General features: G+C 51.2%; 22 protein-coding genes, 3 pseudogenes and 1 riboswitch. Of the genes and pseudogenes, 20 read left to right on the top strand and 5 right to left on the bottom strand.

Annotated features, from left to right (window positions below):
• Window positions 1-29: 29 nt before the first annotated feature.
• Window positions 30-132: riboswitch (TPP riboswitch) on the bottom strand.
• Window positions 133-322: 190 nt separating this feature from the next.
• On the top strand, window positions 323-946 hold the full coding sequence (locus J2125_RS02255; protein WP_017802681.1) for a hypothetical protein: 624 nt from the start codon (window positions 323-325) through the stop codon (window positions 944-946).
• On the top strand, window positions 930-1,106 hold the full coding sequence (locus J2125_RS02250) for a hypothetical protein (RefSeq protein WP_157819470.1): 177 nt from the start codon (window positions 930-932) through the stop codon (window positions 1,104-1,106). Before J2125_RS02255 ends, J2125_RS02250 begins: the two co-directional genes overlap by 17 nt.
• Before the next feature lie 70 nt (window positions 1,107-1,176).
• Here J2125_RS02250 and dhaL read toward each other — a convergent pair whose 3' ends face one another.
• From dhaL to rpiB, 3 genes are read right to left on the bottom strand one after another with little or no spacing between them, the layout of a single operon-like run.
• Entirely contained in the window at window positions 1,177-1,806 is a 630-nt protein-coding gene (gene dhaL / locus J2125_RS02245) for a dihydroxyacetone kinase subunit DhaL (protein WP_017802680.1), read from the bottom strand.
• Window positions 1,803-2,807 (bottom strand): dihydroxyacetone kinase subunit DhaK, encoded by a 1,005-nt coding sequence (locus J2125_RS02240; RefSeq protein WP_017802679.1) that lies wholly within the window; start codon window positions 2,805-2,807, stop codon window positions 1,803-1,805. Before J2125_RS02240 ends, dhaL begins: the two co-directional genes overlap by 4 nt.
• Window positions 2,794-3,267 carry a ribose 5-phosphate isomerase B gene (gene rpiB / locus J2125_RS02235; RefSeq protein ID WP_017802678.1) on the bottom strand — a complete coding sequence of 158 codons (474 nt, stop codon included), beginning with the start codon at window positions 3,265-3,267 and terminating at the stop codon, window positions 2,794-2,796. Before rpiB ends, J2125_RS02240 begins: the two co-directional genes overlap by 14 nt.
• Window positions 3,268-3,491: 224 nt before the next feature.
• Here rpiB and J2125_RS02230 point away from each other — a divergent pair, with 224 nt between their 5' ends.
• From J2125_RS02230 to J2125_RS02210, 5 genes are all read left to right on the top strand, one after another.
• Window positions 3,492-4,043 (top strand): SIS domain-containing protein, encoded by a 552-nt coding sequence (locus J2125_RS02230; protein WP_017802677.1) that lies wholly within the window; start codon window positions 3,492-3,494, stop codon window positions 4,041-4,043.
• Between the two features lie 218 nt (window positions 4,044-4,261).
• Window positions 4,262-5,212 (top strand): substrate-binding domain-containing protein, encoded by a 951-nt coding sequence (locus J2125_RS02225; protein ID WP_017802676.1) that lies wholly within the window; start codon window positions 4,262-4,264, stop codon window positions 5,210-5,212.
• 24 nt (window positions 5,213-5,236) lie between these two features.
• Complete coding sequence (locus J2125_RS02220) at window positions 5,237-6,745, top strand: sugar ABC transporter ATP-binding protein (RefSeq protein ID WP_017802675.1); 1,509 nt, start codon at window positions 5,237-5,239, stop codon at window positions 6,743-6,745.
• Complete coding sequence (locus J2125_RS02215) at window positions 6,735-7,697, top strand: ABC transporter permease (RefSeq protein ID WP_017802674.1); 963 nt, start codon at window positions 6,735-6,737, stop codon at window positions 7,695-7,697. Before J2125_RS02220 ends, J2125_RS02215 begins: the two co-directional genes overlap by 11 nt.
• Window positions 7,698-7,733: 36 nt before the next feature.
• Entirely contained in the window at window positions 7,734-8,618 is an 885-nt protein-coding gene (locus tag J2125_RS02210) for a sugar phosphate isomerase/epimerase family protein (protein WP_017802673.1), read from the top strand.
• A gap of 42 nt (window positions 8,619-8,660) precedes the next feature.
• Here the strand turns inward: J2125_RS02210 and J2125_RS02205 are convergent, their stop codons facing one another.
• Together J2125_RS02205 and J2125_RS02200 are read right to left on the bottom strand one after the other, a co-directional pair.
• Window positions 8,661-9,905 (bottom strand): mechanosensitive ion channel family protein, encoded by a 1,245-nt coding sequence (locus J2125_RS02205; RefSeq protein WP_017802672.1) that lies wholly within the window; start codon window positions 9,903-9,905, stop codon window positions 8,661-8,663.
• Between the two features lie 118 nt (window positions 9,906-10,023).
• Window positions 10,024-10,926, bottom strand: a complete 903-nt coding sequence (locus J2125_RS02200; RefSeq protein ID WP_026111918.1) for a pyridoxal-phosphate dependent enzyme — start codon at window positions 10,924-10,926, stop codon at window positions 10,024-10,026.
• A gap of 402 nt (window positions 10,927-11,328) precedes the next feature.
• Between J2125_RS02200 and J2125_RS02195 the strand changes: the two genes are divergently transcribed.
• The 13 genes and pseudogenes from J2125_RS02195 to J2125_RS02140 form a co-directional block, all read left to right on the top strand.
• Window positions 11,329-11,652 carry an antibiotic biosynthesis monooxygenase family protein gene (locus J2125_RS02195; protein ID WP_017802669.1) on the top strand — a complete coding sequence of 108 codons (324 nt, stop codon included), beginning with the start codon at window positions 11,329-11,331 and terminating at the stop codon, window positions 11,650-11,652.
• The gene (locus J2125_RS02190) at window positions 11,645-12,037 is read left to right on the top strand and encodes an amino acid-binding protein (protein ID WP_017802668.1); all 393 of its coding nucleotides are present in this window, start codon (window positions 11,645-11,647) and stop codon (window positions 12,035-12,037) included. Before J2125_RS02195 ends, J2125_RS02190 begins: the two co-directional genes overlap by 8 nt.
• Window positions 12,034-12,744, top strand: coding sequence for an ArsR/SmtB family transcription factor (locus tag J2125_RS02185; RefSeq protein WP_017802667.1), 711 nt, complete (start codon window positions 12,034-12,036; stop codon window positions 12,742-12,744). Before J2125_RS02190 ends, J2125_RS02185 begins: the two co-directional genes overlap by 4 nt.
• 231 nt (window positions 12,745-12,975) lie before the next feature.
• Window positions 12,976-13,353 (top strand): RidA family protein, encoded by a 378-nt coding sequence (locus J2125_RS02180; RefSeq protein WP_017802666.1) that lies wholly within the window; start codon window positions 12,976-12,978, stop codon window positions 13,351-13,353.
• Window positions 13,354-13,762: 409 nt separating this feature from the next.
• On the top strand, window positions 13,763-14,425 hold the full coding sequence (locus J2125_RS02175) for a dTMP kinase (RefSeq protein WP_026111917.1): 663 nt from the start codon (window positions 13,763-13,765) through the stop codon (window positions 14,423-14,425).
• Window positions 14,426-14,484: 59 nt separating this feature from the next.
• Window positions 14,485-15,017, top strand: a pseudogene (locus J2125_RS02170) (glutathione peroxidase).
• Window positions 15,018-15,345: 328 nt separating this feature from the next.
• Complete coding sequence (locus J2125_RS25235) at window positions 15,346-15,570, top strand: Tn7-like element transposition protein TnsE (protein WP_209499557.1); 225 nt, start codon at window positions 15,346-15,348, stop codon at window positions 15,568-15,570.
• A 13-nt stretch (window positions 15,571-15,583) separates the two neighbouring features.
• Window positions 15,584-16,205 (top strand): annotated as a pseudogene (locus J2125_RS24905) (transposase); the annotation flags it as partial.
• A 748-nt stretch (window positions 16,206-16,953) separates the two neighbouring features.
• Window positions 16,954-17,385: a hypothetical protein gene (locus tag J2125_RS02160; protein ID WP_209499457.1), complete on the top strand. Its 432-nt coding sequence runs from the start codon at window positions 16,954-16,956 to the stop codon at window positions 17,383-17,385.
• Window positions 17,348-17,950, top strand: coding sequence for a zinc-binding dehydrogenase (locus J2125_RS02155; RefSeq protein WP_209499456.1), 603 nt, complete (start codon window positions 17,348-17,350; stop codon window positions 17,948-17,950). The genes J2125_RS02160 and J2125_RS02155 overlap by 38 nt, the downstream gene beginning before the upstream one ends.
• 211 nt (window positions 17,951-18,161) lie before the next feature.
• Window positions 18,162-18,560 (top strand): aminotransferase class I/II-fold pyridoxal phosphate-dependent enzyme, encoded by a 399-nt coding sequence (locus J2125_RS02150; protein WP_209499455.1) that lies wholly within the window; start codon window positions 18,162-18,164, stop codon window positions 18,558-18,560.
• 74 nt (window positions 18,561-18,634) lie between these two features.
• Window positions 18,635-19,746 (top strand): IS3 family transposase gene (locus tag J2125_RS02145; RefSeq protein WP_209499454.1). Its coding sequence is split into 2 segments (ribosomal slippage): window positions 18,635-18,896 and window positions 18,896-19,746, totalling 1,113 coding nucleotides; the frame shifts between segments, so codons are not numbered across the junction.
• A gap of 18 nt (window positions 19,747-19,764) precedes the next feature.
• A pseudogene (locus J2125_RS02140) lies at window positions 19,765-20,193 on the top strand (zincin-like metallopeptidase domain-containing protein); the annotation flags it as partial.
• Window positions 20,194-20,203 lie beyond the last annotated feature (10 nt).

Genomic DNA, 20,203 nt, shown 5'->3' with positions numbered 1-20,203 from the left:
GATCCGGGTGCGATAAGGTGAATGGCAAATGCAGACTACCAGCCCGTCCCTTCGCTGGCATGACCCAGATCAGGTTCAAAGGGTCCGGCTTACGCCATCTCAGCCCATTACAGGACACCCCTCGGAGCAGATATTTATACGGTATTCATTTTTTGATTTCAATGGCTGCGGGGGGCGCCGCGCGGAACGACAGTCGATTTTCATCGCAAGCGATATTGTAACTTGTTGGTGTAACATAATGAAAATTATAGTAAAAATAATAGAAAGCGCATCCGTGATGGGGTGATAATTGCGCAACTTAAGACAGCTATGGAGAGAACCCATGACAGGGAGTGTTGCGCTAAGAGAGGAGAAGTTTCTTTTTTCATGGCAATTTCATCGGTATGACCGGGAGATGGAGAGACTCGCGAAATTCATTAAAGAATCGTGCCATAACCGGCCAGTAATCTTAAAGATCACTGTTTACGCGCATAATGGCGGATATATCACTGTTATGAAAAAATTCATAACAGCAGTAGAAATGGCGAATGAAAAAAATATAAAAGTCGAACTGATTTTTAGTGGCTTTGCTATTAGTGCTGCGGCTTATTTATTTAGTTATTTTAACTATCATCGAGCCCTGTCTAACGTCAGAGTGTCGGCAGGTTCTAACCTTTGTGTCGTATATCATAAACCGCGATTGATCGATCCAGCTACCAGCGAGATTGTTTTATTTGCGACTGACGTCCGAGATCCTGCAAACCCTCGTGTGGATGAAAAAGTGATATTGGATTTAACTGCTGATTTTGACAAGGTTTTCAGCTCAATGTGTAAGTTTCTGGCGCGCACCGGAAGGTCGCTTGCTCCTCATCTGCTGAATGCCTATAATTTGAATGGTGATGTTGCAATTCCCTTTTTACGGGGTGAGCAAAAAAAATACGAGGTTAATTATGATTCCGCTAACTAATAAAGATATCCAGGAAGGTCGTCGTATTCGCGCGCAAATGATGGTATCGGGAGAAATGCCAGATCCCGGCACCTCAGTAGATATGAAATTACTAAAAGAATTAGAAGCCTTACAAAACAGACGCTGTGGAAAGCAGCGCAGAAGGCTGATTGCGGTATGACGTTGTTATTGCCGCCTTGCGCTCCTGCTGATATGCCGCAAGGCAGCAAATAGCCGCAGATTTAGCCTGATCACTCTTCCTGCCGTTTAATGCCTTCCGCCATAAACATCAGAATCAGCGACATTGAGACCGCACCGGGATCAAGATGGCCGATAGCGCGTTCGCCAAGGGCTCTGGCGCGGCCAAATTTCGCCACCATCTGGCGCGTCTGTTCGCTGCCCGATCTCGCCGCCTGCGCGATTTTCGGCAGTGCATCGTACAAAGGTTCGGATATCAGCAACTGCGCCGCGTCGGCCGCCGCCACCAGTGCATCGACCATGGTTTTATCCCCGGGTCTGGCGCCGCCGCGCTGGCTTACCGCCTCCAGACCGCTACGGAGAAAACGCGCCAGCAGCGGTGTTGTCAGAACCTGTTCACCGCTCAGGCTTTTACCGCCTGCCCGAAACAGGGTGCCAAAAATCGCCCCCGATGCACCACCCATACTCGACATCAGCTTGCTGCCGATATCGGTTAACAGGATGCCGATATCATCACCCGGTTCCTGCGTCAGCAATATTTCCACCGCGCTAAAACCACGCTGCATACCCGTGCCATGGTCGCCATCGCCAGTCGCCCTGTCCAGATCTGTCAGTTGCGCTTCGCTGGCTATCATATGGCGGGCAACAAAGTGCATCAGGCGCGACAGCTCACTGGCGTTCATGGTTTTCTCCAGGCAAAACTATGGCAGGGCGCGTCATACAGCGCTTTCAGCTGTTTATCCAGCCGGAAAAAAGTCAGCGAATAGCCGGACATCTCTTGCGAGGTGCAGTAGCTGCCAATAAGCGTGTCGTGGATAGTGATAGCGCGCTGCGCCAGCAGCTGATGGACTTTACGACTGGCGATCAGCAGTTCGCTGAAAGTGGCTGCGCCGAGATTATTGATTAGCAGGCAAATTTCATCACCGGCTGCCAGTGCCTGATCCGCGCAGAGGCTTTCCACCAGCTCGCTGACCAGCTGATCGGCGGGGATCATTTTCTGACGGCGTACACCCGGCTCGCCGTGAACGCCGATACCCAGCTCAAACTCATCGTCCGCAAGGGTAAAAGTAAACTCGCCGGTTTGCGGCAGCGAGCAGGGCGATAACGCCACGCCAATGCTGCGGCTGTGCTGACGGGCTTTATCGGCCAGCCGCCAGACCTCATCCAGCTGCAGGCCCTGACGCGCGGCGGCACCGGCAATTTTCAGCACCATCATATCCCCGGCCACGCCGCGCCGGTCTTGCTGGCGATCGGCGGGAGCCGAGGCGATATCATCATTGACCCGCACGCTGCGGCTGGCAATGCCCTCTTCCTCAAGCAGTTCGGCGGCAATCGCAAAGTTCATATTGTCACCGGCATAATTGCCGTAGATAAACAGCACCCCTTTACCGGGACGCGCATGCTTTACCGTCGTCATAATCGCGTCAGGCGGCGGAGAAGTGAAAATCTCACCCTGCACTGCGGCATCCGCCAGCCCGTCGCCGACATAGCCAGCGAACATCGGTTCATGCCCGCTGCCGCCACCGGTCACTATCAGCACCTGCGCATCGGGTAAATCGCTGCGCACCACCGCGCTGACGCCGGTGACGGGCTGGATATTGCCATGGCAGGCGGCAATCAGACCGTCAAGCTGTTGCTGGCAAACATCGGCGGGATGATTCAGTAATTTTTTAGCTTTTCGCATTATCGGCTCCCGCTGCCTGCTTATGGAACTGCTGGTCGTAATAGTCGATCCGCGCCACTTTTGCTGCCGAACCGCCCGCTTCGAACTCAGACGCCAGCCACGAGGTGAGGATGCTTTTTGCCAGTTCCGGGCCGATTACCCGCGCGCCGAGCGTAATGATCTGCGCATCGTTGCTTTTGCGCGCCCGTTCGGCAGAGTAATTGTCGTGGCACAGCGCGGCGCGGATACCCGGTACTTTATTCGCGGAGATCGACATGCCGATGCCGGTGCCGCATAACAGAATGCCGCGCTGATGCGCGCCATTAACAATCTGCTGCGCCAGATAAACGGCAATATCCGGATATAAATTACCCGTATCGCTATAATCTGTGACTTCCACGCCTTTATTACGCAGGAATGTCAGCAGGGTATCTTTTAATTCTGTTGCGGCATCATCGCTGCCAATCGCAATAGACGACATGTTTCCTCCAGCAGGTTAACTCGTCGCGCGAGTGTGAAGTTTATATGTAATTTACCGTAGTGAAAATTTGAGTAGCCTCGCATAAAACAGCGATTTATCGCGGTAATTAAACGTTCTGATAGCTGACTCGCATTATCCGCTGCCAAAAAAGAAGTATTAATCTTTATCTGAAGCTAATTCGCTACCGCAGTAATAAACGGCATTATTTAATTAAGAGGTCAGCCATGAACGTTTTTTATCAACAGGCGCTGCGCGAACTGGCCGTGGTGCTGGAAAATTTAAATGAAAATACCGTGCAGCAGGGGCTGGATCTGATTCAACACGCGCGGCGCATCAGCCTGTATGGCGTGGGTCGTGAAGGGTTGCAGATTAAGGGATTTGCCATGCGTCTTTATCACCTGGGACTACGCGCGTCAGTGGTGGGCGAAATGACCACGCCGCCGCTGGCGCAGGGCGACTTGCTGATTGTGTCGGCCGGGCCGGGCTGGTTTTCTACGGTCGATGCGCTGTTAAACACCGCCCGTCAGGCCGGGGCGGCGACGCTGTGTATCACCGCTCAGCCTGCGGGAGTCAGTGCATTAAAAGCCGACCGGATTATTACGCTGCCCGCGCAAACCATGGCCGACGCAGAAGATACTGCGGGGTCGGTATTGCCGTTAGGCTCGTTATATGAGGGCGCGTTATTTCTGCTGTTTGAGAATATTATTGTGCAGTTACAACAAGCGCTGGCGATTTCCGCAGCGGTGATGTCCGCTAATCATACCAATCTGGAGTGAACATATTAATAAGCTGTTTATTAACCGAGGCGACAGGTTTGGGCGATAGTTATGTGAGCCTGCACGCAGATTAAATCCGGCTAAAGTGCGAAAACAAAACTAAGAGATAAAGATAGTTATTATTTAAACATAGTCGCTGTCAGCGATGCTGGTTCTCTCTGTTAATAACTGGTCCTGCAATCTCCCGTGCGAAATACCGGGTTAATATGGAGTGAATGATGAATAAAATAACTCTGGGTATTATGACCGCCGCCGCTCTGATATTACCGCTTGTTGCTTCTGCACAGGACGAGCAGCCCGGTCTGCAAAAAAAAGATAGCTACCGTTTTGTTATTGTTCCCAAAGTTGTCCATCCGTGGTTTGACAAGGTTAACAACGGCGCCAGACAGGCGGCGGCAGTGATTAAAGCGCAGACCGGCTCTGACGTGCAGATTGTCTACAGTGCGCCGCAGCAGGCTGATGTGGTGATCCAGAATCAGATTCTGGAAAGCTCGATCGCCACCCGCCCTGATGGCATCGCCATCGATCTGCTGGATGAGAAGGGCAACCGGGCTTCGCTGGAGGAAGCGGTCAGTCAGAAGATCCCGGTGACGATTTTTGACTCGGTGCCACCTGCTGATATGAATCTGACCAGCATCGGCAATGACTTTTGTGAGCAGGCGCAAATCGCCTCACGACGGCTGGTCGAACTGTTAAAAGGGCAGGGCGAAGTGGCGATTATGATGGGCGTCCCCAGCGCGCCTAACCATGCGATTCGCGCCAAATGCCATCAGGAAACCTTTGCCCGCTCACCCGGGATTAAAGTGGTCGCCACCGGCATTGATAACGACGATATTGAAACCGCGCAAAAACAGGCTGCCGCTATTATGCAGGCCCATCCCAATCTTAAGGGCTGGGTGGCTTGCGATGCGGCAGGTCCTATCGGTATCGGCCAGGCGATTAAAGAGGCCAATAAAGCCAATAAGGTGATTATGGTCGGTCTGGACAATTTGCCGGAAATGCTCCAGCTGATCCGCGACGGCGTTGCCGACAGCTCCTCGTCGACCAAACCGGAAATGCAGGGTTACTGGGCGGTGATGGCGATGTGGCAGCAGGCGATGGGGATCCCCACGCCGAAATATATCGATACCGGCATTGCGATTATCAATCAGCGCAATGTCGGGAAATAATCGCGCTGCCCAGGAGAGCACAGCATGGCTATCCTCGAAGTTGAAAACCTCGGCCGTGATTTTCCGGGCGTTACGGCGCTGAATAACGTGAGTCTGAGTTTTGAATCCGGTCGGGTGCATATTCTTGCTGGCGAGAATGGCGCCGGGAAATCGACGCTGGTAAAGCTGCTGACCGGCACTTATGCCCCAGACCGTGGCGTTATCAGGATTGACGGCGAGGATCCGCTGGCAAATCGCGCGCTGTTTAACGCGGTAGCTTATGTTCCGCAGGAGCTGAGTCTGTTTCCCCATATGAGCGTGGCGGAGAATCTGTTTATCCCCTATGCCCGCTCGGGGTTCAGCGGCCGCTATATCAACTTTGCGGCGATTAACCGTGCGGCGCAGTTGTACCTCGATAAATTCTCGATCGAGGCGCGGGCGGAGGAGCTGGTGCGCAATATCTCGATCTCCGATCAGCAGCTGCTGCAAATCGCCCGCGCCTCCACCAGTAAGCAGATGAAGGTGTTAATCCTTGATGAACCGACTTCTTCGCTCACCCGTACCGAAGTTGAGCGGGTATTCCGCGTTATCGCGGATTTTAAAGCGCGTCATCTCGCCATACTGTTTATCTCACATAAGCTGGATGAGCTGTTTGCCATTGGTGACGATTACACCGTGCTGCGAAATGGTGAAATTATCGAAAGCGGCCAGATCAACCAGACCAGCGAAGCCGGACTGATTAAAGCGATGTCCGGCGCGGATATGAAAATCAACGCGCATTTTCGCCCGATTTCGCCGCCGCAGCCGGATCAGAAGGAAACCATTATTCACGTGGAGCAGCTTAGCGGTCGGCGGTTTAACGCTGTCTCCTTTACGCTGAAACGCGGGGAAATTCTGGGGTTCGCCGGACTGGTAGGCGCCGGACGCAGTGAAGTGATGCAGACCCTGTTTGGTTATCTGCCTGCCAGCGGCGGCCGTGTGATGGTGAAGGGCCAGCCATGGAAGCTGGGCAGCCCGCCTTTTTCGGTGAAAAACGGCATGCTTTATCTGTCGGAAGAGCGCAAGCTCCACGGCATTTTGCCGCTGCTGAGCGTACGGGAAAATATCGGTATTGCGGTGATTAAACAGACCCTGTCATGGTCAGGAATTGCCGCCGGGAAAGAGAAGTCACTGGTGAGGAAAATAATTAAAGCCTACGACGTGAAAACCTCCAATATCGAAACCCGCATTACTTATCTCTCCGGCGGTAACCAGCAAAAAACCATTATCGGACGTGCAATGGCCACCCGACCGGAGGTGCTGATTTTTGATGAGCCGACCAAAGGCATCGATGTGATGACCAAAGTGGAAATCTACAAAATCATGCGCTTACTGTGCGAAAACGGCGTCGGGATTATTCTGGTGTCATCGGAGCTGGAGGAGTTATATAAATGCGCCAACCGCATTATCACCATGCATAACGGCGCGATTACCGGTGATTTTCCCACCGCCACTACTGATACCGAAACGCTGGTCAGGGCGATTTTTGCACCGGAGAATGAGTATGCCGCGTAGCCGTCTGGCCATTCTGGCGACAAATCCGCTGGCCGGAGTGCTGGTGGCGCTGGTGATTATTTTTATCCTGTCATCATTCGCCTCACCTTATTTTCTCTCGCCTTACAATATGTCGGTAGTGGCGCGAACCCTTGCGTTTATCGGGCTGATTACCGTCGGGCAATCGATGCTGCTGATTCTCGGCGAGCTGGATCTCTCTCTCGGCATGACTGGCGGCTTATGCGGCGTTACTGCGGGGATACTGATGGTGAATAGCGGTATTCATCCCGCTATCGCTTGTCTGATGGCGCTGGGGCTTGGCGCTGCGCTTGGTCTGATTAATGGCCTGCTGGTGACCAGACTGCGGCTGCATTCGCTGGTGCTGACCATCGGAACCGCCGGGATTTTCGGCGGCGCCAATCTGGTGCTGACCCGCGGTGTTGCCATCACCGGTATTCCGTCCAGCCTGCAGTATTTTGGCCGCGGCGATATTCTGAGCCTGCCGGTGCCCTTTGTTATCATGCTGGTGGTGCTGGCGATGGCCAGCTTTATCACCCTCAGGACACCGTTCGGACGCTATATGTATGCCATTGGCAATAATGCGGCGGCGGCGCGGATGCTGGGAATCAAGGTCGACCGGGTGCGGATACTGGTGTTCACCTGCGCCGGTTTCCTCGCTGCGCTGGCCGGTATTCTGATGGTGGCGCGCCTTGGCACCGCTCAGCCCTCGATCGGTGAAAGCTGGGTGCTGCCGCCGATTGCTGCTTCGGTGATTGGCGGCGTCGCCACCACTGGCGGCGTCGGATCACCGTTTGGCGCGATTATCGGCGCGACCATTATCGGCATTATCGAAAATATTATTGTGCTGTTCGGCGTCTCGCCGTACTGGCAGGGTATTGTCAGCGGTGTGCTGGTGGTGGTCGCCATTTCTTTCGACGCCATTTCGCGGCGTTATATCCGTAAAGAAGAGTGATACGCCGTCGCGGCGTGCATATGTGCGGAGGTAAAGATGAAACTCGGATTAAATCTCTCATTTGCCATCAAACGCTGGCTGGGCGGCGAGCAGCTGGCAAAAGTGGTCAGTCAGGATCTGCAGATCGATCGTGTGCAGTTTACCTGGGATTTAGTCGATCCCTGGTGGCCAGCATCCGAGCGTAACGCGGTTGCGCGCGAATATGCCGATGCCTTTCGCGCCGCCGGTATCACCGTCGAGAGCACCTTCGGCGGGCTGGCTTCCTACTGTTACAACCATTTCCTCGCGCCCAGCGCCACTCTGCGTAATCTCGGCAAGGAGCATCTCAGACGCGCGATTGATATGACCGCCGAGATGGAGGTGGCAGCGACGGGAATGCCGCTGGGTTCGTATTCGGCGCAGGACGCGCAGGATCCGGTGCGACGCGAGGAGATTTATCAGCGGGCGCTGCTATCGCTGGTGGATGTCGCCCGCTATGCGAAAATTCGTGGTCTGTCGACCCTGCTGATTGAGCCGGTGCCGCTTGCTACTGAGTTCCCGTCGTCTGCGGAGGATGCGTTGCGTCTGATGACCGATCTGGACGGCGAAACCGATATCCCGGTGCGACTGCTGGTGGACTGGGGCCATGCGCTGTTTACCCCGCTGTTCGGCGAGCACGCCAATATGGAGCACTGGATAGCGCAGTGTGGCGACTATATCGCCGCTTATCATATCCAGCAAACCGATGGTCTGCTCGATCGCCACTGGAGTTTTACCCAGCCGGGGATTGTCACCCCGCAACGACTGAGCGCATTCTGGCGCGATAACCAGTTAACCGATCAGACATACCTGCTGGAGATGATCTACCCGTTTGAGCAGACCGATGAGTTTGTGCTGCAGGATATGCAGCAGGGGATTCAGCTACTGAAGAGTGCGGCCTGACAGCGCCTGCTTAGCCGCGGCGCAGCTAAGCAGGCGAGAGCATCAGCCTGACACCACCGCCGCCAGCGCGCGGATATCATTGCCGCTCGGCGTCTGATAAATACGCAGACCAAATTCTTCAATTACCGCAAAGATATGATCGAAAATATCCGCCTGGATAGCTTCATACTCCAGCCATACCACGGTGTTAGTAAAAGCATAAATCTCCAGCGGTAAACCTTCGGCCGCAGGCGCCAGCTGGCGCACCATCAGTGTCATATCCTGACGAATTTGCGGATGATTACGCAGATACTCCGCCAGGTAGGCGCGGAAAGTGCCGATATTGGTCATATTGCGCCGGTTAAGCACCGACGGCGTGGCGGCATTCTCCTGATTCCAGGCGCTGATCTCCTGCTGGCGCGCCGCCATATAGGGTTGCAACAGGCGCGCCTGAATAAGGCGCTCCTGCGCTTCATCCGTGAGGAAATGGATGCTGGTGGTATCAATATTAATACTGCGCTTAATGCGTCGTCCGCCAGAGTCAGTCATTCCGCGCCAGTTTTTAAACGCATCGGACACCAGCGCATAGGTGGGAAGGGTGGTAATGGTATTGTCCCAGTTACGTACTTTTACCGTGGTCAGGCCAATATCCGTCACCGCGCCGTCGGCGCCATATTTTGGCATCTCCAGCCAGTCGCCCAGTTTCAGCATACTGTTGGCGGAAAGCTGGATGCCAGCCACCAGACCCAGAATAGGATCTTTAAATACCAGCATCAGCACCGCGGCCATGGCGCCAAGTCCGCTGATCAGAATGGCAGGCGATTTACCGATAAGCAGCGAAATCATCATAATGGCAATCACAATGGCGCTGATCAGTTTGACACTCTGGAAAATCCCTTTTAGCGGTAACTGTGAAGCCACTGCGAACTTCGCCGAAAGCTCGTACACCACATCCAGCAGCGAGAAGAATGACATCAGTGCGTAGAGCATTACCCACAGCTGGGCGCAGGTGGTCAGTATCGCCGCCGCATCGCTGCCTTTCTGCAACCAGAGTACCGCCTGCACATTGACGATAATTCCCTGCAACACAAAAGCCAGCCGCTGGAACAGTTTATGCTGCGTGATAATCTGCAGAGTCAGACGCGCGCTGGCGCGGGCGCGCTTTTCAAACGTACGCAGGACGATGCGGTGCAGAATGAAATGGACGACAACTGCCGTCAGCAAGATGATGGCGAAAATCACCATTAATGATGTGGGATGGTCCGGCTCAATGCCAAACTGTCTGAGGATGGAAATCAATTCCTGCATAACAACTCCTTAAGAAACAAGGGAGCATCATGCCTTGTGGTGTTTCTTACTGCAACCGCACGGGGGAATGAGCAAAAGCAAAAATCCCGCTTAAGTTGCCATAAGCGGGCTTCATATTTCAGCCTGTAATGCTTTCCAGAGTGACCGATGCCCCACCGCAAACAATGACCAGTACATTATCAGCAGGGTTAAACCTGATTTTTTTGTCGTACAAGACAGAAAGCGACACACCGCATGCCGGTTCAGTGAGCACGCGGTGGTCATTAAGAAATTTTCGGCAGGCACTCAGCGCTTCCGTGTCAGACACCAGCATACTTTTGACATCCAGTTTGCTCGCCACTTCAAAAGCTTTATTACACACCTGATTTGCGGCCAGCGTCGTGGCTATACCACTGACATTATCAAGGCGCACCAGCTTACCGGCCTTAAGCGAGGCGTTAAGAGAGGCCGTGCCGTGAGTTTCAACGGCGTAAATCGGAATACTGCTAAGTTGATGTTGTTCCAGACCCTGAGCTATGCCGGACAGCATGCTTCCGCCGCCAACAGACACAATTACCGCATCAGGTTTTACACCTTCGCTGATGACTTCATCCACGATTGTGCTGATGCCTTCCCACAAAAGTGGATGATCAAATGGATGCACATAGATGATCTCATCAGTCGCCAGTGACAGGGCGAAATCGTTCGCTTCACTCCATACTTTACCATGCACAATCAGCCTGGCACCCTCCTGCTCAATAAGCTGTTTTGCTCTGGCTGAAGTGGTTTCCGGCACAACTACAGTTACCGGCAACCCCAAATTACGGCCGCTGTGTGCCACCGCGATACCTGCGTTACCTCCGGATGAACTGATAAACGCCTTTGCTCCATTTTCTGCGTAATAGCGACAAATATGGCCAGCACTTCTGAGCTTAAACGAACCGGTCGGCTGAGAGGATTCCATCTTAAGCCATATGTTGCACCCGCAATGCTGGCTTAATGGCAGTGAGTGTATCAATGGCGTCCGGATAGCTATTCCCATGAGTGTGTTCCTTATTATTTTGTCCCTTTTAAACCGGGGCAGGCTGACAGAAGGGGCTATCATAAAAGATAAAATCATTGAGGGATGGATACAAATGCATAGGATTGCGCAGGTTACAGTTCCGCACTGCCAGCATAGACGTCAGGCCATTTTTCGTAAACACGCGACTTTGCCTGCTCGGCTATTCACCTGGTCTCAGAAACAGACGTTGCAAATGGTTAGTTTTAGCAAGATCGCCCGCTGTTGTATCCAGCTGTAGACTCAGTCTTTCTTTCGCCGCTCAGTAATTTTTCATCGGTCGCAAAACTTTGGTTTCCACAAATTGGCATATTTCGGTGCGGACCGAAGTATCAGCTTTTAGTGGGGTATAAGCTTTCTGAAAATTAACTGAGGAGCAGACCGATGATTGCAGTACTTTTTGAAGCAGATGCGTTACCTGAAGCGCAGGAACGCTATCTTCAACTTGCTTCTGATCTCAAGCCCTTATTGTCAGACACGCCGGGCTTTATCTCTATTGAACGATTCCAGAGTATGAGTGCGCCCGGGAAAATACTTTCTCTTTCATGGTGGGAGGATGAGAAATCGGTGGCTGGATGGAAGCAGAATGTCATGCATCTGGCGGCGCAGAAAGAAGGAAAACAATCGATTTTTTCATATTACAGAATCCGCGTTGCAAACGTATTCCGTGACTACTCTTCTGATAAGGAAGCACATCAGTATGTATAACATTCACATAATCCTGAGTAATACTCCGGGTGCGCTTGGACAACTTGGCAGCGTGTTGGGTAAAAACGGTGTTGGTCTTGAAGGGGGCGGTGTATTTTCAACACCCGAAGCGGGACATGCACATTTTCTGGTTGAGAATGGCGAGAAGGCCCGCAAGGTTCTGTGTGAAGCTGGATTTGATGTGCAAAAAATATCCCGCCCTGTAATAAGAAAGTTACCGCAGGAGCGCCCGGGGGAACTGGGAGAGATAGCAGAAACAATCGCCAGGAATGGAATTAACATTCTGGTACAGTACAGCGATCACAGCAACCGGCTCATTCTTCTGACAGATGACGATACCCTGGCAGCGGAAGTGACGCAAAAATGGGCATTACCCCTTAAATGAAGTTTCTGAAAACGGAATACGTCAGTGAGTCGGATGATTCTCTCGAAAAATCAATGTCTCTGATTGCTTCTGCCATCGCTGACCCTTCAAGGGTCAGTATTCTATGCGCCCTGATGGATGGACGTGCGTGGACAGCAACAGAACTCAGTGCTGTTGCTGACATTGCAGCATCCACGACCAGCGGGCACCTTAACCGGCTTCTCAACAACGGACTGGTTATATGCCTGACGCAGGGACGCCACCGTTATTACAGCCTGGCGGGTCATCATATCGCCGGATTGCTGGAAAACCTGATGGGGGTATCGATGCATACCTTCAACTCCCCTGAGCCGCGGACGCCGGTAAATTTACGCTTTGCCCGAACCTGTTATGACCATCTGGCAGGCGAGCTTGCCGTGAATATTTATGAATGTATGTTGCGAAACAATTGGCTTGAAGCAGATGGCTCGGCACTGACAGCTTCTGGCAAAATGCATTTTGAACAACTGGGGATAGAAATTAACGCACGCACGCGCCGCAAGCGCTGCTGCCCCTGTCTTGACTGGAGTGAGAGACGTTTCCACCTCGGCGGTGAGGCCGGTTCAGCACTTTTAACATTTTTTCTGCAAAAAGAATGGATAACGCGCGTACCGGGCTATCGTGAAATAAACGTGACCAGTACAGGCAGGGATGCAATCTCCCGGTTGTTTAGTCTGAAAGTAATCTGATTTCAAATCCTGTTCCTGTTTATTTGACTCCATACCCGGCAGGTTAAATGCTTATAAATTTTTTTATGTGATGAGCTCCATTTATCGCCCAGAGCGCACGTTCAGCACCCGGCGCTTGTCCGCTTCGTGCCAGAAGTGGACATTGCGCGTTTCATAATTTAAATCAAGGTTGAGCATTAAAAGGAGGATGGTAAGGTTGTTGTTTGCCAACTTCAAAAAAAGGATCTCATTATGAACAATGTGTTACGGAAGAATTATCCTGAGTTAGGTGAAGTAAAGGCTCCTTATGTTCATTCTGTAAAACATGATAGTACGCTCTACATTTCAGGACTGACTGCATTTGGCACAGCGGCCCAACATAAGGGCATGCCTGAGCAGGCTGAAGAAATATTCAGTCAAATCAGGAGAATTATCAGCGTAGAAGGCTCGGATTTTTCAGCCCTAATCAAAGTGACAATATTCATTACCTCTTTTGAGGAGATCGACGAGCTACGCAAAGTATTGTACCGAAATTATGGTGATCACTTGCCAGCCAGCTCGCTCGTAGAAGTCAGCCGCCTCTTTTCACCTGATCTCTTGATAGAAATTGAGGCCATATTCGGCCTTTAATTGCTTATAACCGGATAGCGACAACTGTTCGGTTCTTACGCCGTTTTATAAAACCGCCTATCAAATCTAACGTCCGCTTTTCGCTCAAAGCTGCCCGTCAGCGCAAGTCTGCTGATAAAACAGACTTGCGTGAGATGTTTTCCGTTTTATAAGCGGATCCCTTAAACTACACCGCGCAGGTCACCCTATACGCGCAATGACCATAAACGACTGTAATCCTGGGTTTTAGACCCGTGATTTAGAACCATTGCCAGCATGTTTTTATAAGCGACTTCCATTTGGTTCGCGCTGACGTGCCAAGCGGCACCGAAGGTGCGAAAAGGGTGGTCAGCTGTTGATACGAAGGAAGTAAGATGTTTTTCTCAGAATTGAGTTTTACAAAAACAGTATGTCAATCGTCATTTCAGGAATGAGCCGTCAGCTGTTTGTTTCTCTGGATGGGCCCAAGGGTACCGGCAAAACCACATTGCTGGAGGCCATTACGAAAGTACTAAGGGCAGACAACAAGAAGGTGATCCGACTTTGCGAGAAAAAAAGCGATCCCTACAGGAGAGAAACCATGGCTCTCGTCAACAAGCTGGTCAGAAATCCCACCCTGGATTTGGAATTGGAGATTTGTGAGCGGTTTGCTGATAGCCGGGCATGGATTTCCCGGCATGTGCTGACTAAACAACCTCCGGACAGCATTATTTTGATGGATCGCTGGTACCCGTCTGATGCCGCGTTTCGCCGGATGATTCCATTCGCAGAGATTTTACAGCTTAACATTGAACGCAACGTGCGCACGCCAGACCTGCATATCGGTGTTGTTACTGCGCCTGATATTTCATGGGCGAGAGCTGCGGCCCGATCGCGTGGGTTGAGTAGTACGGTAATTCATAAGCTGGAAGAGCATGTCGCTTGTACCGAGGCGTTCGAGCGAGAAATTGCCGATCACGGCTGGGTTTTATGCCGTAATGAAGGAACGATCGAAGACGCAACGATGCAGGTGATTTCTGAAATCAACAACGTGGCTGGATCCCCGGCAGGCATCGTTTTTGCGGGCAGAGCTCCTGCCGAATGCCATCAGTAATTACTGCCACCTAATCAGTCACTCTCCACCCATGAGCCACAGCTTTGCGCTGTGTGGCAATGTCGATACCGAACTGGTTCTGCTCTGAGGATTCCGATATGACCACCTTTTATCAACTTAATGCCATCAGCCTGCGTGGTCAGCTCATCTCTATGGCCGACTACACTGGCAAGCTGGTTCTGGTGGTTAATACCGCCAGCCATTGTGGATTCACGCCACAATGGCTGGCCTTGAAGCGCTTTACCGGAAATACGCCGCCAGGGGGCTGATAGTCCTTGGTTTCCCTTGCAACCAGTTTGGTAAGCAGGAACCCGGCGGTACAGACGAAATTATGCAGACCTGTCATATCAACTACGGTGTGAGTTTCCCGATGTTCGAGAAAGTGGAGGTCAACGGCGCCGCAACGCACCCGGTGTTTCGTTACCTGAAGGATGAGTTGCCCGGCGTTCTGGGCGGGCGGGTCAAATGGAACTTTACTAAGTTTCTGATCGGGCGGGACGGCAAACCGCTCAGGCGTTTTGCACCGATCTCTACCCCGGAGAAAATAGAAGCCGCAATCATTGCTGCAATTGAAAGCAAAGTGTTTCTTTAATCCGACCCTTCATCTTGAGAGCAGATTATATGCGTGTCAGGTTAACGTCTGCTCCTCGCTTATCATCGACGCCGGTAAGTCGTGCCAGATAAAGCAAAAAGCCCGCTCAGGTTTCCCTGAGCGGGCTTCTCTAATATGGCTCCTCTGACTGGGATCGCCTTTGCCAGTAACTGGCTAATAAGTAAGCTAAATCAGAATCGCTTTCCTGTCAAGACCACCAGAATGACCACCAACAGTTACTGGTTACTAAAAGCCGGTTTAAATACTTCGCTTCATGGGTTGATCGTTCTACGACGTTCTCTGCAAAGGAAGGGGCGCTTGAACGAGCATCAAAAAGTATGTTCTATGCGAGATTGTTTCCAAAGAGAGATGTGAATCGCCTCGGGCTATTAAAGCCGTCAGGATCCGTTATAAAGCAACTGAGGCTGTACTACTCGAAGTCGATACTTCTGATGGAATTAAGATGCTTTCAACAAAAGTGCTATTTGGCTCTGAACTGCAGGATTGGATTGACCAGTTCCTGCAGATCCGCAAGGGCGTTGTCGCAAAATAAATTAATACAGCAGGTTACGTTCCCTGAGATATCACCTAGTCCACCAAAGCCCGGTCTTCTTGACCCATGTGTGGCTGGCTGGAACAACAACGGGAAAATGTCAACCATAACGCCAGCCAGATATGGCGTGAAATGGTAGCTATGAGCTTCACCGGCAGTGAAACAACGGTCAGAGATGCCATTGCCAGATGGCGTAAAGGTTTACCAGATCCGGTTACGGTTTTGGTCCGTCTTCCCTCAGCCTTAAGGTTGAGTCGCTGGTTGATGCCATGGAGAATAATCAAAGGGGAAGAAAACTACCCATCACGGTTCATCGGGTTATAGTGTGCGAAAAAGAGCCCCAACTGAAAATGGCGCAGCAACTGGCCCTCGACTTCTACAGGATGCTGAAAACGAAAATAAAACAATGTTAAAACTGTGGTTCATCAAAGTAAGCGAAAGCGGACTTGATTGATCTGCAATGAGTTGCAGCAGGAATGGAATCTGACGCAGCCGCAATAGTAAAAGCGATCAGTTGCAGATGAAGTAACAGAGTTGTTGAGGGGCATGTAAACCGACTGAATATGTTGAAACGTCAAATGTTTGGTCGTGCCGGGTTCGAGTTGCTGAGACGGCGAGTGATGAGTCCTCTTGCATTAACAGATCCACCCGAGTCGTGGAAGACCCATTTTTACATAGGTACTAACACCTTACCGCTGCCCTGTTTTTTAACAGCATATAAGCTTTCACAAAAAGGACACTTCACGTCAACCAGAGCCATAAATCCTTAACCGTAAAATCATGAATTATAAACATCTGTCAACAGATTGAATACTTGACCCGCTTCTACACAGTCGTTCAGATCTCACCATCACATCGTCGCCAGTTACGCCCCACCTTTATGACAGTCGCTTTCGCCTTTTTCTTCCCTTTGCTCGTTCCTCGCAGCGACGATAAAAGGGAAGCTGACCTTTAAAGAGGGGGGCGTCACGCTACCGACTTTTGGCCTGTAACATAGCCGCGACGGTGTGCGGGGCTATGCCCCCCCAAAATAAACCGCTGTCGTGGGCGACAGCTTTTCGCTCGCTGGGGCGGCAAAATTTATTCGGCTCCCCCCGGCCGGCAAAATCTGTGTGGGCGCGGCTGTTTGCCGATGAGGCGCGGTGCCTGAACTATTTTCGCGCCTTAACCCGCAAAAATAATTCTGTCCGCTGCCTCATTGTTACTGCCTGCATTCCTTCACTCCTTAATCCAAAAAAAAGTGGTGGGCAGTAAAAGCGTAAAGACCCTGATAAAGCAGGTTTATGCAAATTACTTAATAATTATTGCTTAATCCGCATTTAACTCCTTGCCCAGCCGATACTACAGTTACCTTTCTGGTTAAATGTTAACAAGGTAGTTAATGTGAGTAGTGATAAATTTATAAGTCAGCATAATATTTTCGTTCATCAAATTTCCAGGCCCCACGGCGAACCTCTGGCAGATAACTTCCGCTTCGTTGAGCAGCCGCTGGAACCCTTGGGAGAAGGGGCTGCATGGGTCGAGAACGTCCACTTCTCGGTCGATCCTTATATGCGGGAGTGTATGGATGGTGACTGGGAATTAAACGAACCATTAGAAGGCAGAACGATTGGGCGAGTGATACGCTCGAATACGCCAGCCCTGCATTCAGGTGACTGGGTATTTCATCGCAAAGGTTGGCGGACCTATGCACAGGTGACGCCGGAGGAAGGCCGCGTCATTGCCCCCGTTACGGGCATGGCTGAGTCTGCTAGGAGGTACTGGACTTACCGCTTGGGTGGCACTGACCAAAATTGCTCGTTTGCAGCCCGGTGAGTCACTTTATATCTCCTCGGCGGCAGGCGGAGTTGGCTCGGCAGCAGCCCAGTTTGCGGCACTGCTTGGTGCAAAACGCATAGTTGGTAGCACACGTAATGCTGAAAAGTCTAAAATTCTGACTGAGAGACTCGGTTATACCGATGCGTTTGTCTATCAATCTGGCAAGATAAGCGCGCAGTTACGTGATGTCATTCCTGAAGGCATCGATGTTTATCTGGACAATGTGGGCGGTGAACAGCTCGAGGCTGCTATTGCTGCATTTAAAGATTTTGGGCGCGCGGCACTTATCGGCGCGGTCGCGCAATACAGCGCGTTAACGCCGCCCACTGCCCCTTATAACCTGTTTGATATTGTGGGTAAGAGCCTAACTCTGCAAGGCTTCCTGGTGCGCGACTATAAAGATTTTCAGGACGAGCTGGAGGAATTCATTATTCCTCACATTCAAAGTGGAAGGGTGGTGCCAGAAGACACTGTTACCCACGGTTTTAATAATATTGTAGACGCTTTTCTTTCCATGCTTAAAGGTGGAAATATTGGTAAGGCGATCGTCAGTATAGAGTAATGATATAAATAGGTAAGTAAATAGCGCAATTTACATTGCGCTATTTGCACTTGTCTGCAATTAGTCATTAATTCTTAATGTTATTATCTTTTGTGGTAAATAATAATGCTTATCTATTAAAATTATTTAAATAAATTTAACTTAAGGGGTATCGTCGAACTGTAAAGGGGTGTGCTTTATTAGCGGGTGTACTTTATAACAGAGGTGAGCCATGTCGATAATTGAGGTTGAGAATAAAGATATTTATAGTGATATCTTTTTCCATACATTGCAGCATTTGAAATCTACGGAAGCATATCGTCACTTCCTCGAGTTCTCTCGCAGTGCCGGCCATTTCCCTCTGGCCGATTATCAGAATGAAAAGATTGAAGTCTGGTGCAGTAACGACTATCTGGGAATGGGGCAGGATCAGCAAGTTATTAATGACTTCAAGGCATCACTGAGCAGGTACGGTGCGGGTTCTGGGGGGTCACGTAATATCTCGGGGAACACCTTGGCGCACGTAGCTCTGGAAAAGAGATTGGCCGATCTTTATCAGCGAGAGAGTGCTCTGGTTTTTAATAATGGATATTTAGCCAATACGGAAAGTTTAGGTGTTCTAGTAGTGTAAGTATCCCGATAAAACGGTCCATTCACTTTTAGAGATCTTCCGACATACTGATTATGTCCTCTGAGGAGATCGCCATGCGTAAAGCCCGATTCACCGAACACCAGATCATTGCCGTTCTGAAGTCTGTCGAAGCCGGACGTACCGTTAAGGACGTCTGCCGCGAAGCGGCAATATCCGAAGCCAGCTATTACAACTGGAAAGCAAAGTACGGCGGAATGGAGGCTTCAGATATCAAAAAGATGAAAGATCTTGAAGACGAGAATCGTCGCCTGAAGCAGATGTTCGCCGACCTGAGTCTGGAATGCCGGGCGCTGAAGGACGTTATCGAAAAAAAGCTCTAAAACCAGCGATAAAGCGGGAGCTTGTCAGCTATCTGACTGCACAATTTTCCATGAGCATCCGCCAGGCATGCAGGACAGTATCGCTGAGCAGGACGGTGTATTTTTATCAGCCCGATACCCGGCGTGATGAACCGGTGATCCTGGCGCTGACTGAACTGGCAGAACGCTATCCGCGATACGGATTTAAGAAGCTTTTTCAGGTACTTCGCAGGCAGGGTAACGCCTGGAATCATAAGCGTGTTCACCGGATTTACTGCCTGCTGAAACTCAATTTTCGCCGCAAGGGGAAACAACGTCTTCCGGTGCGCAATCCGGCTCCTCTGGCAACGCCGGAAGCACTCAACCAGAGCTGGTCGATTGATTTTATGCACGACGCGCTGACATGTGGGCGACGTTTTCGGACTTTCAACGTCGTGGATGATTTTAACCGTGAGGCTCTGGCCATAGAAATTGACCTGAATATCCCGGCGCAGCGGGTTGTGCGGGTGCTGGACAGGATAGTGGCAAACCGTGGATATCCGCTGAAGATGCGGATGGATAACGGCCCGGAGCTGATATCACTGGCTCTGGCACAATGGGCTGAGGACCATGGCGTGATGCTGGAATTTATCAGGCCAGGCAAACCGACACAGAATGCCTTTATCGAACGCTTTAACCGGACGTACCGGACAGAAATCCTGGATTTTTATCTGTTCAGAACGCTGAATGAAGCACGGGAAATCACAGAGCGCTGGCTGACGGAATACAACAGCGAGCGGCCTCATGAATCCCTGAATAACCTGACGCCGGAAGAATACCGGCTGATGGCTGAAAAACCGGAACTCTCAAAAAGTGTGTGGAACTAAAACAGGTATGCTTACACAACCTTTGACCCGTTGCCGCAGGCTGAAAGCCTGTTCAGGAAGAGCGGTGCAAACATCATCGAGAAAGGACAAAATGCCTTTTTCCGACCCTCAACTGATGAAGTCTGGCTACCGGAGCGCCATCTGTTTTCAGATGCAGCTAATTTCTATGCCACTGGCCTGCATGAGCTGGTTCACTGGAGTGGGGGTAAAAAACGCCTGAACCGTGAAATGAAAGGGAAGTTTGGCAGTGCAGATTACGCGGAGGAGGAATTAGTGGCGGAGCTGGGAAGTGCCTTTCTGATGGCGGACCTGGGGATTAAGGGAGAGGTACAACATGAAAGCTATATTGCTTCCTGGCTGAAAGCGCTGAAAAACGACAAGCGCTATATTTTCAAAGTGGCCAGCGCAGCCTCCAAAGCGCGTTCTTATCTGATGGATAAACTCTGAGGCTGGAGCC

Source organism: Winslowiella toletana (assembly GCF_017875465.1).
Taxonomy (GTDB): Bacteria; Pseudomonadota; Gammaproteobacteria; order Enterobacterales; family Enterobacteriaceae; genus Erwinia; species Erwinia toletana.
Note: the sequence above shows the minus strand (reverse complement) of the source record. Positions and strands in the feature narration are given on the sequence as shown.

Bases quoted from the DNA above. Each gene is read 5' to 3' on its own strand.
- J2125_RS02175 (WP_026111917.1), top strand. From the start codon at position 13,763: ATGAGCCGTCAGCTGTTTGTTTCTCTGGATGGGCCCAAGGGTACCGGC.
- J2125_RS02205 (WP_017802672.1), bottom strand. From the start codon at position 9,905: ATGCAGGAATTGATTTCCATCCTCAGACAGTTTGGCATTGAGCCGGAC.
- J2125_RS02220 (WP_017802675.1), top strand. From the start codon at position 5,237: ATGGCTATCCTCGAAGTTGAAAACCTCGGCCGTGATTTTCCGGGCGTT.
- J2125_RS02240 (WP_017802679.1), bottom strand. From the start codon at position 2,807: ATGCGAAAAGCTAAAAAATTACTGAATCATCCCGCCGATGTTTGCCAG.
- J2125_RS02150 (WP_209499455.1), top strand. From the start codon at position 18,162: ATGTCGATAATTGAGGTTGAGAATAAAGATATTTATAGTGATATCTTT.
- J2125_RS02230 (WP_017802677.1), top strand. From the start codon at position 3,492: ATGAACGTTTTTTATCAACAGGCGCTGCGCGAACTGGCCGTGGTGCTG.
- J2125_RS02210 (WP_017802673.1), top strand. From the start codon at position 7,734: ATGAAACTCGGATTAAATCTCTCATTTGCCATCAAACGCTGGCTGGGC.
- J2125_RS02225 (WP_017802676.1), top strand. From the start codon at position 4,262: ATGAATAAAATAACTCTGGGTATTATGACCGCCGCCGCTCTGATATTA.
- rpiB (WP_017802678.1), bottom strand. From the start codon at position 3,267: ATGTCGTCTATTGCGATTGGCAGCGATGATGCCGCAACAGAATTAAAA.
- J2125_RS02185 (WP_017802667.1), top strand. From the start codon at position 12,034: ATGAAGTTTCTGAAAACGGAATACGTCAGTGAGTCGGATGATTCTCTC.
- J2125_RS02255 (WP_017802681.1), top strand. From the start codon at position 323: ATGACAGGGAGTGTTGCGCTAAGAGAGGAGAAGTTTCTTTTTTCATGG.
- J2125_RS02215 (WP_017802674.1), top strand. From the start codon at position 6,735: ATGCCGCGTAGCCGTCTGGCCATTCTGGCGACAAATCCGCTGGCCGGA.
- J2125_RS02200 (WP_026111918.1), bottom strand. From the start codon at position 10,926: ATGGGAATAGCTATCCGGACGCCATTGATACACTCACTGCCATTAAGC.
- J2125_RS02180 (WP_017802666.1), top strand. From the start codon at position 12,976: ATGAACAATGTGTTACGGAAGAATTATCCTGAGTTAGGTGAAGTAAAG.
- dhaL (WP_017802680.1), bottom strand. From the start codon at position 1,806: ATGAACGCCAGTGAGCTGTCGCGCCTGATGCACTTTGTTGCCCGCCAT.
- J2125_RS02250 (WP_157819470.1), top strand. From the start codon at position 930: ATGATTCCGCTAACTAATAAAGATATCCAGGAAGGTCGTCGTATTCGC.
- J2125_RS02190 (WP_017802668.1), top strand. From the start codon at position 11,645: ATGTATAACATTCACATAATCCTGAGTAATACTCCGGGTGCGCTTGGA.
- J2125_RS02195 (WP_017802669.1), top strand. From the start codon at position 11,329: ATGATTGCAGTACTTTTTGAAGCAGATGCGTTACCTGAAGCGCAGGAA.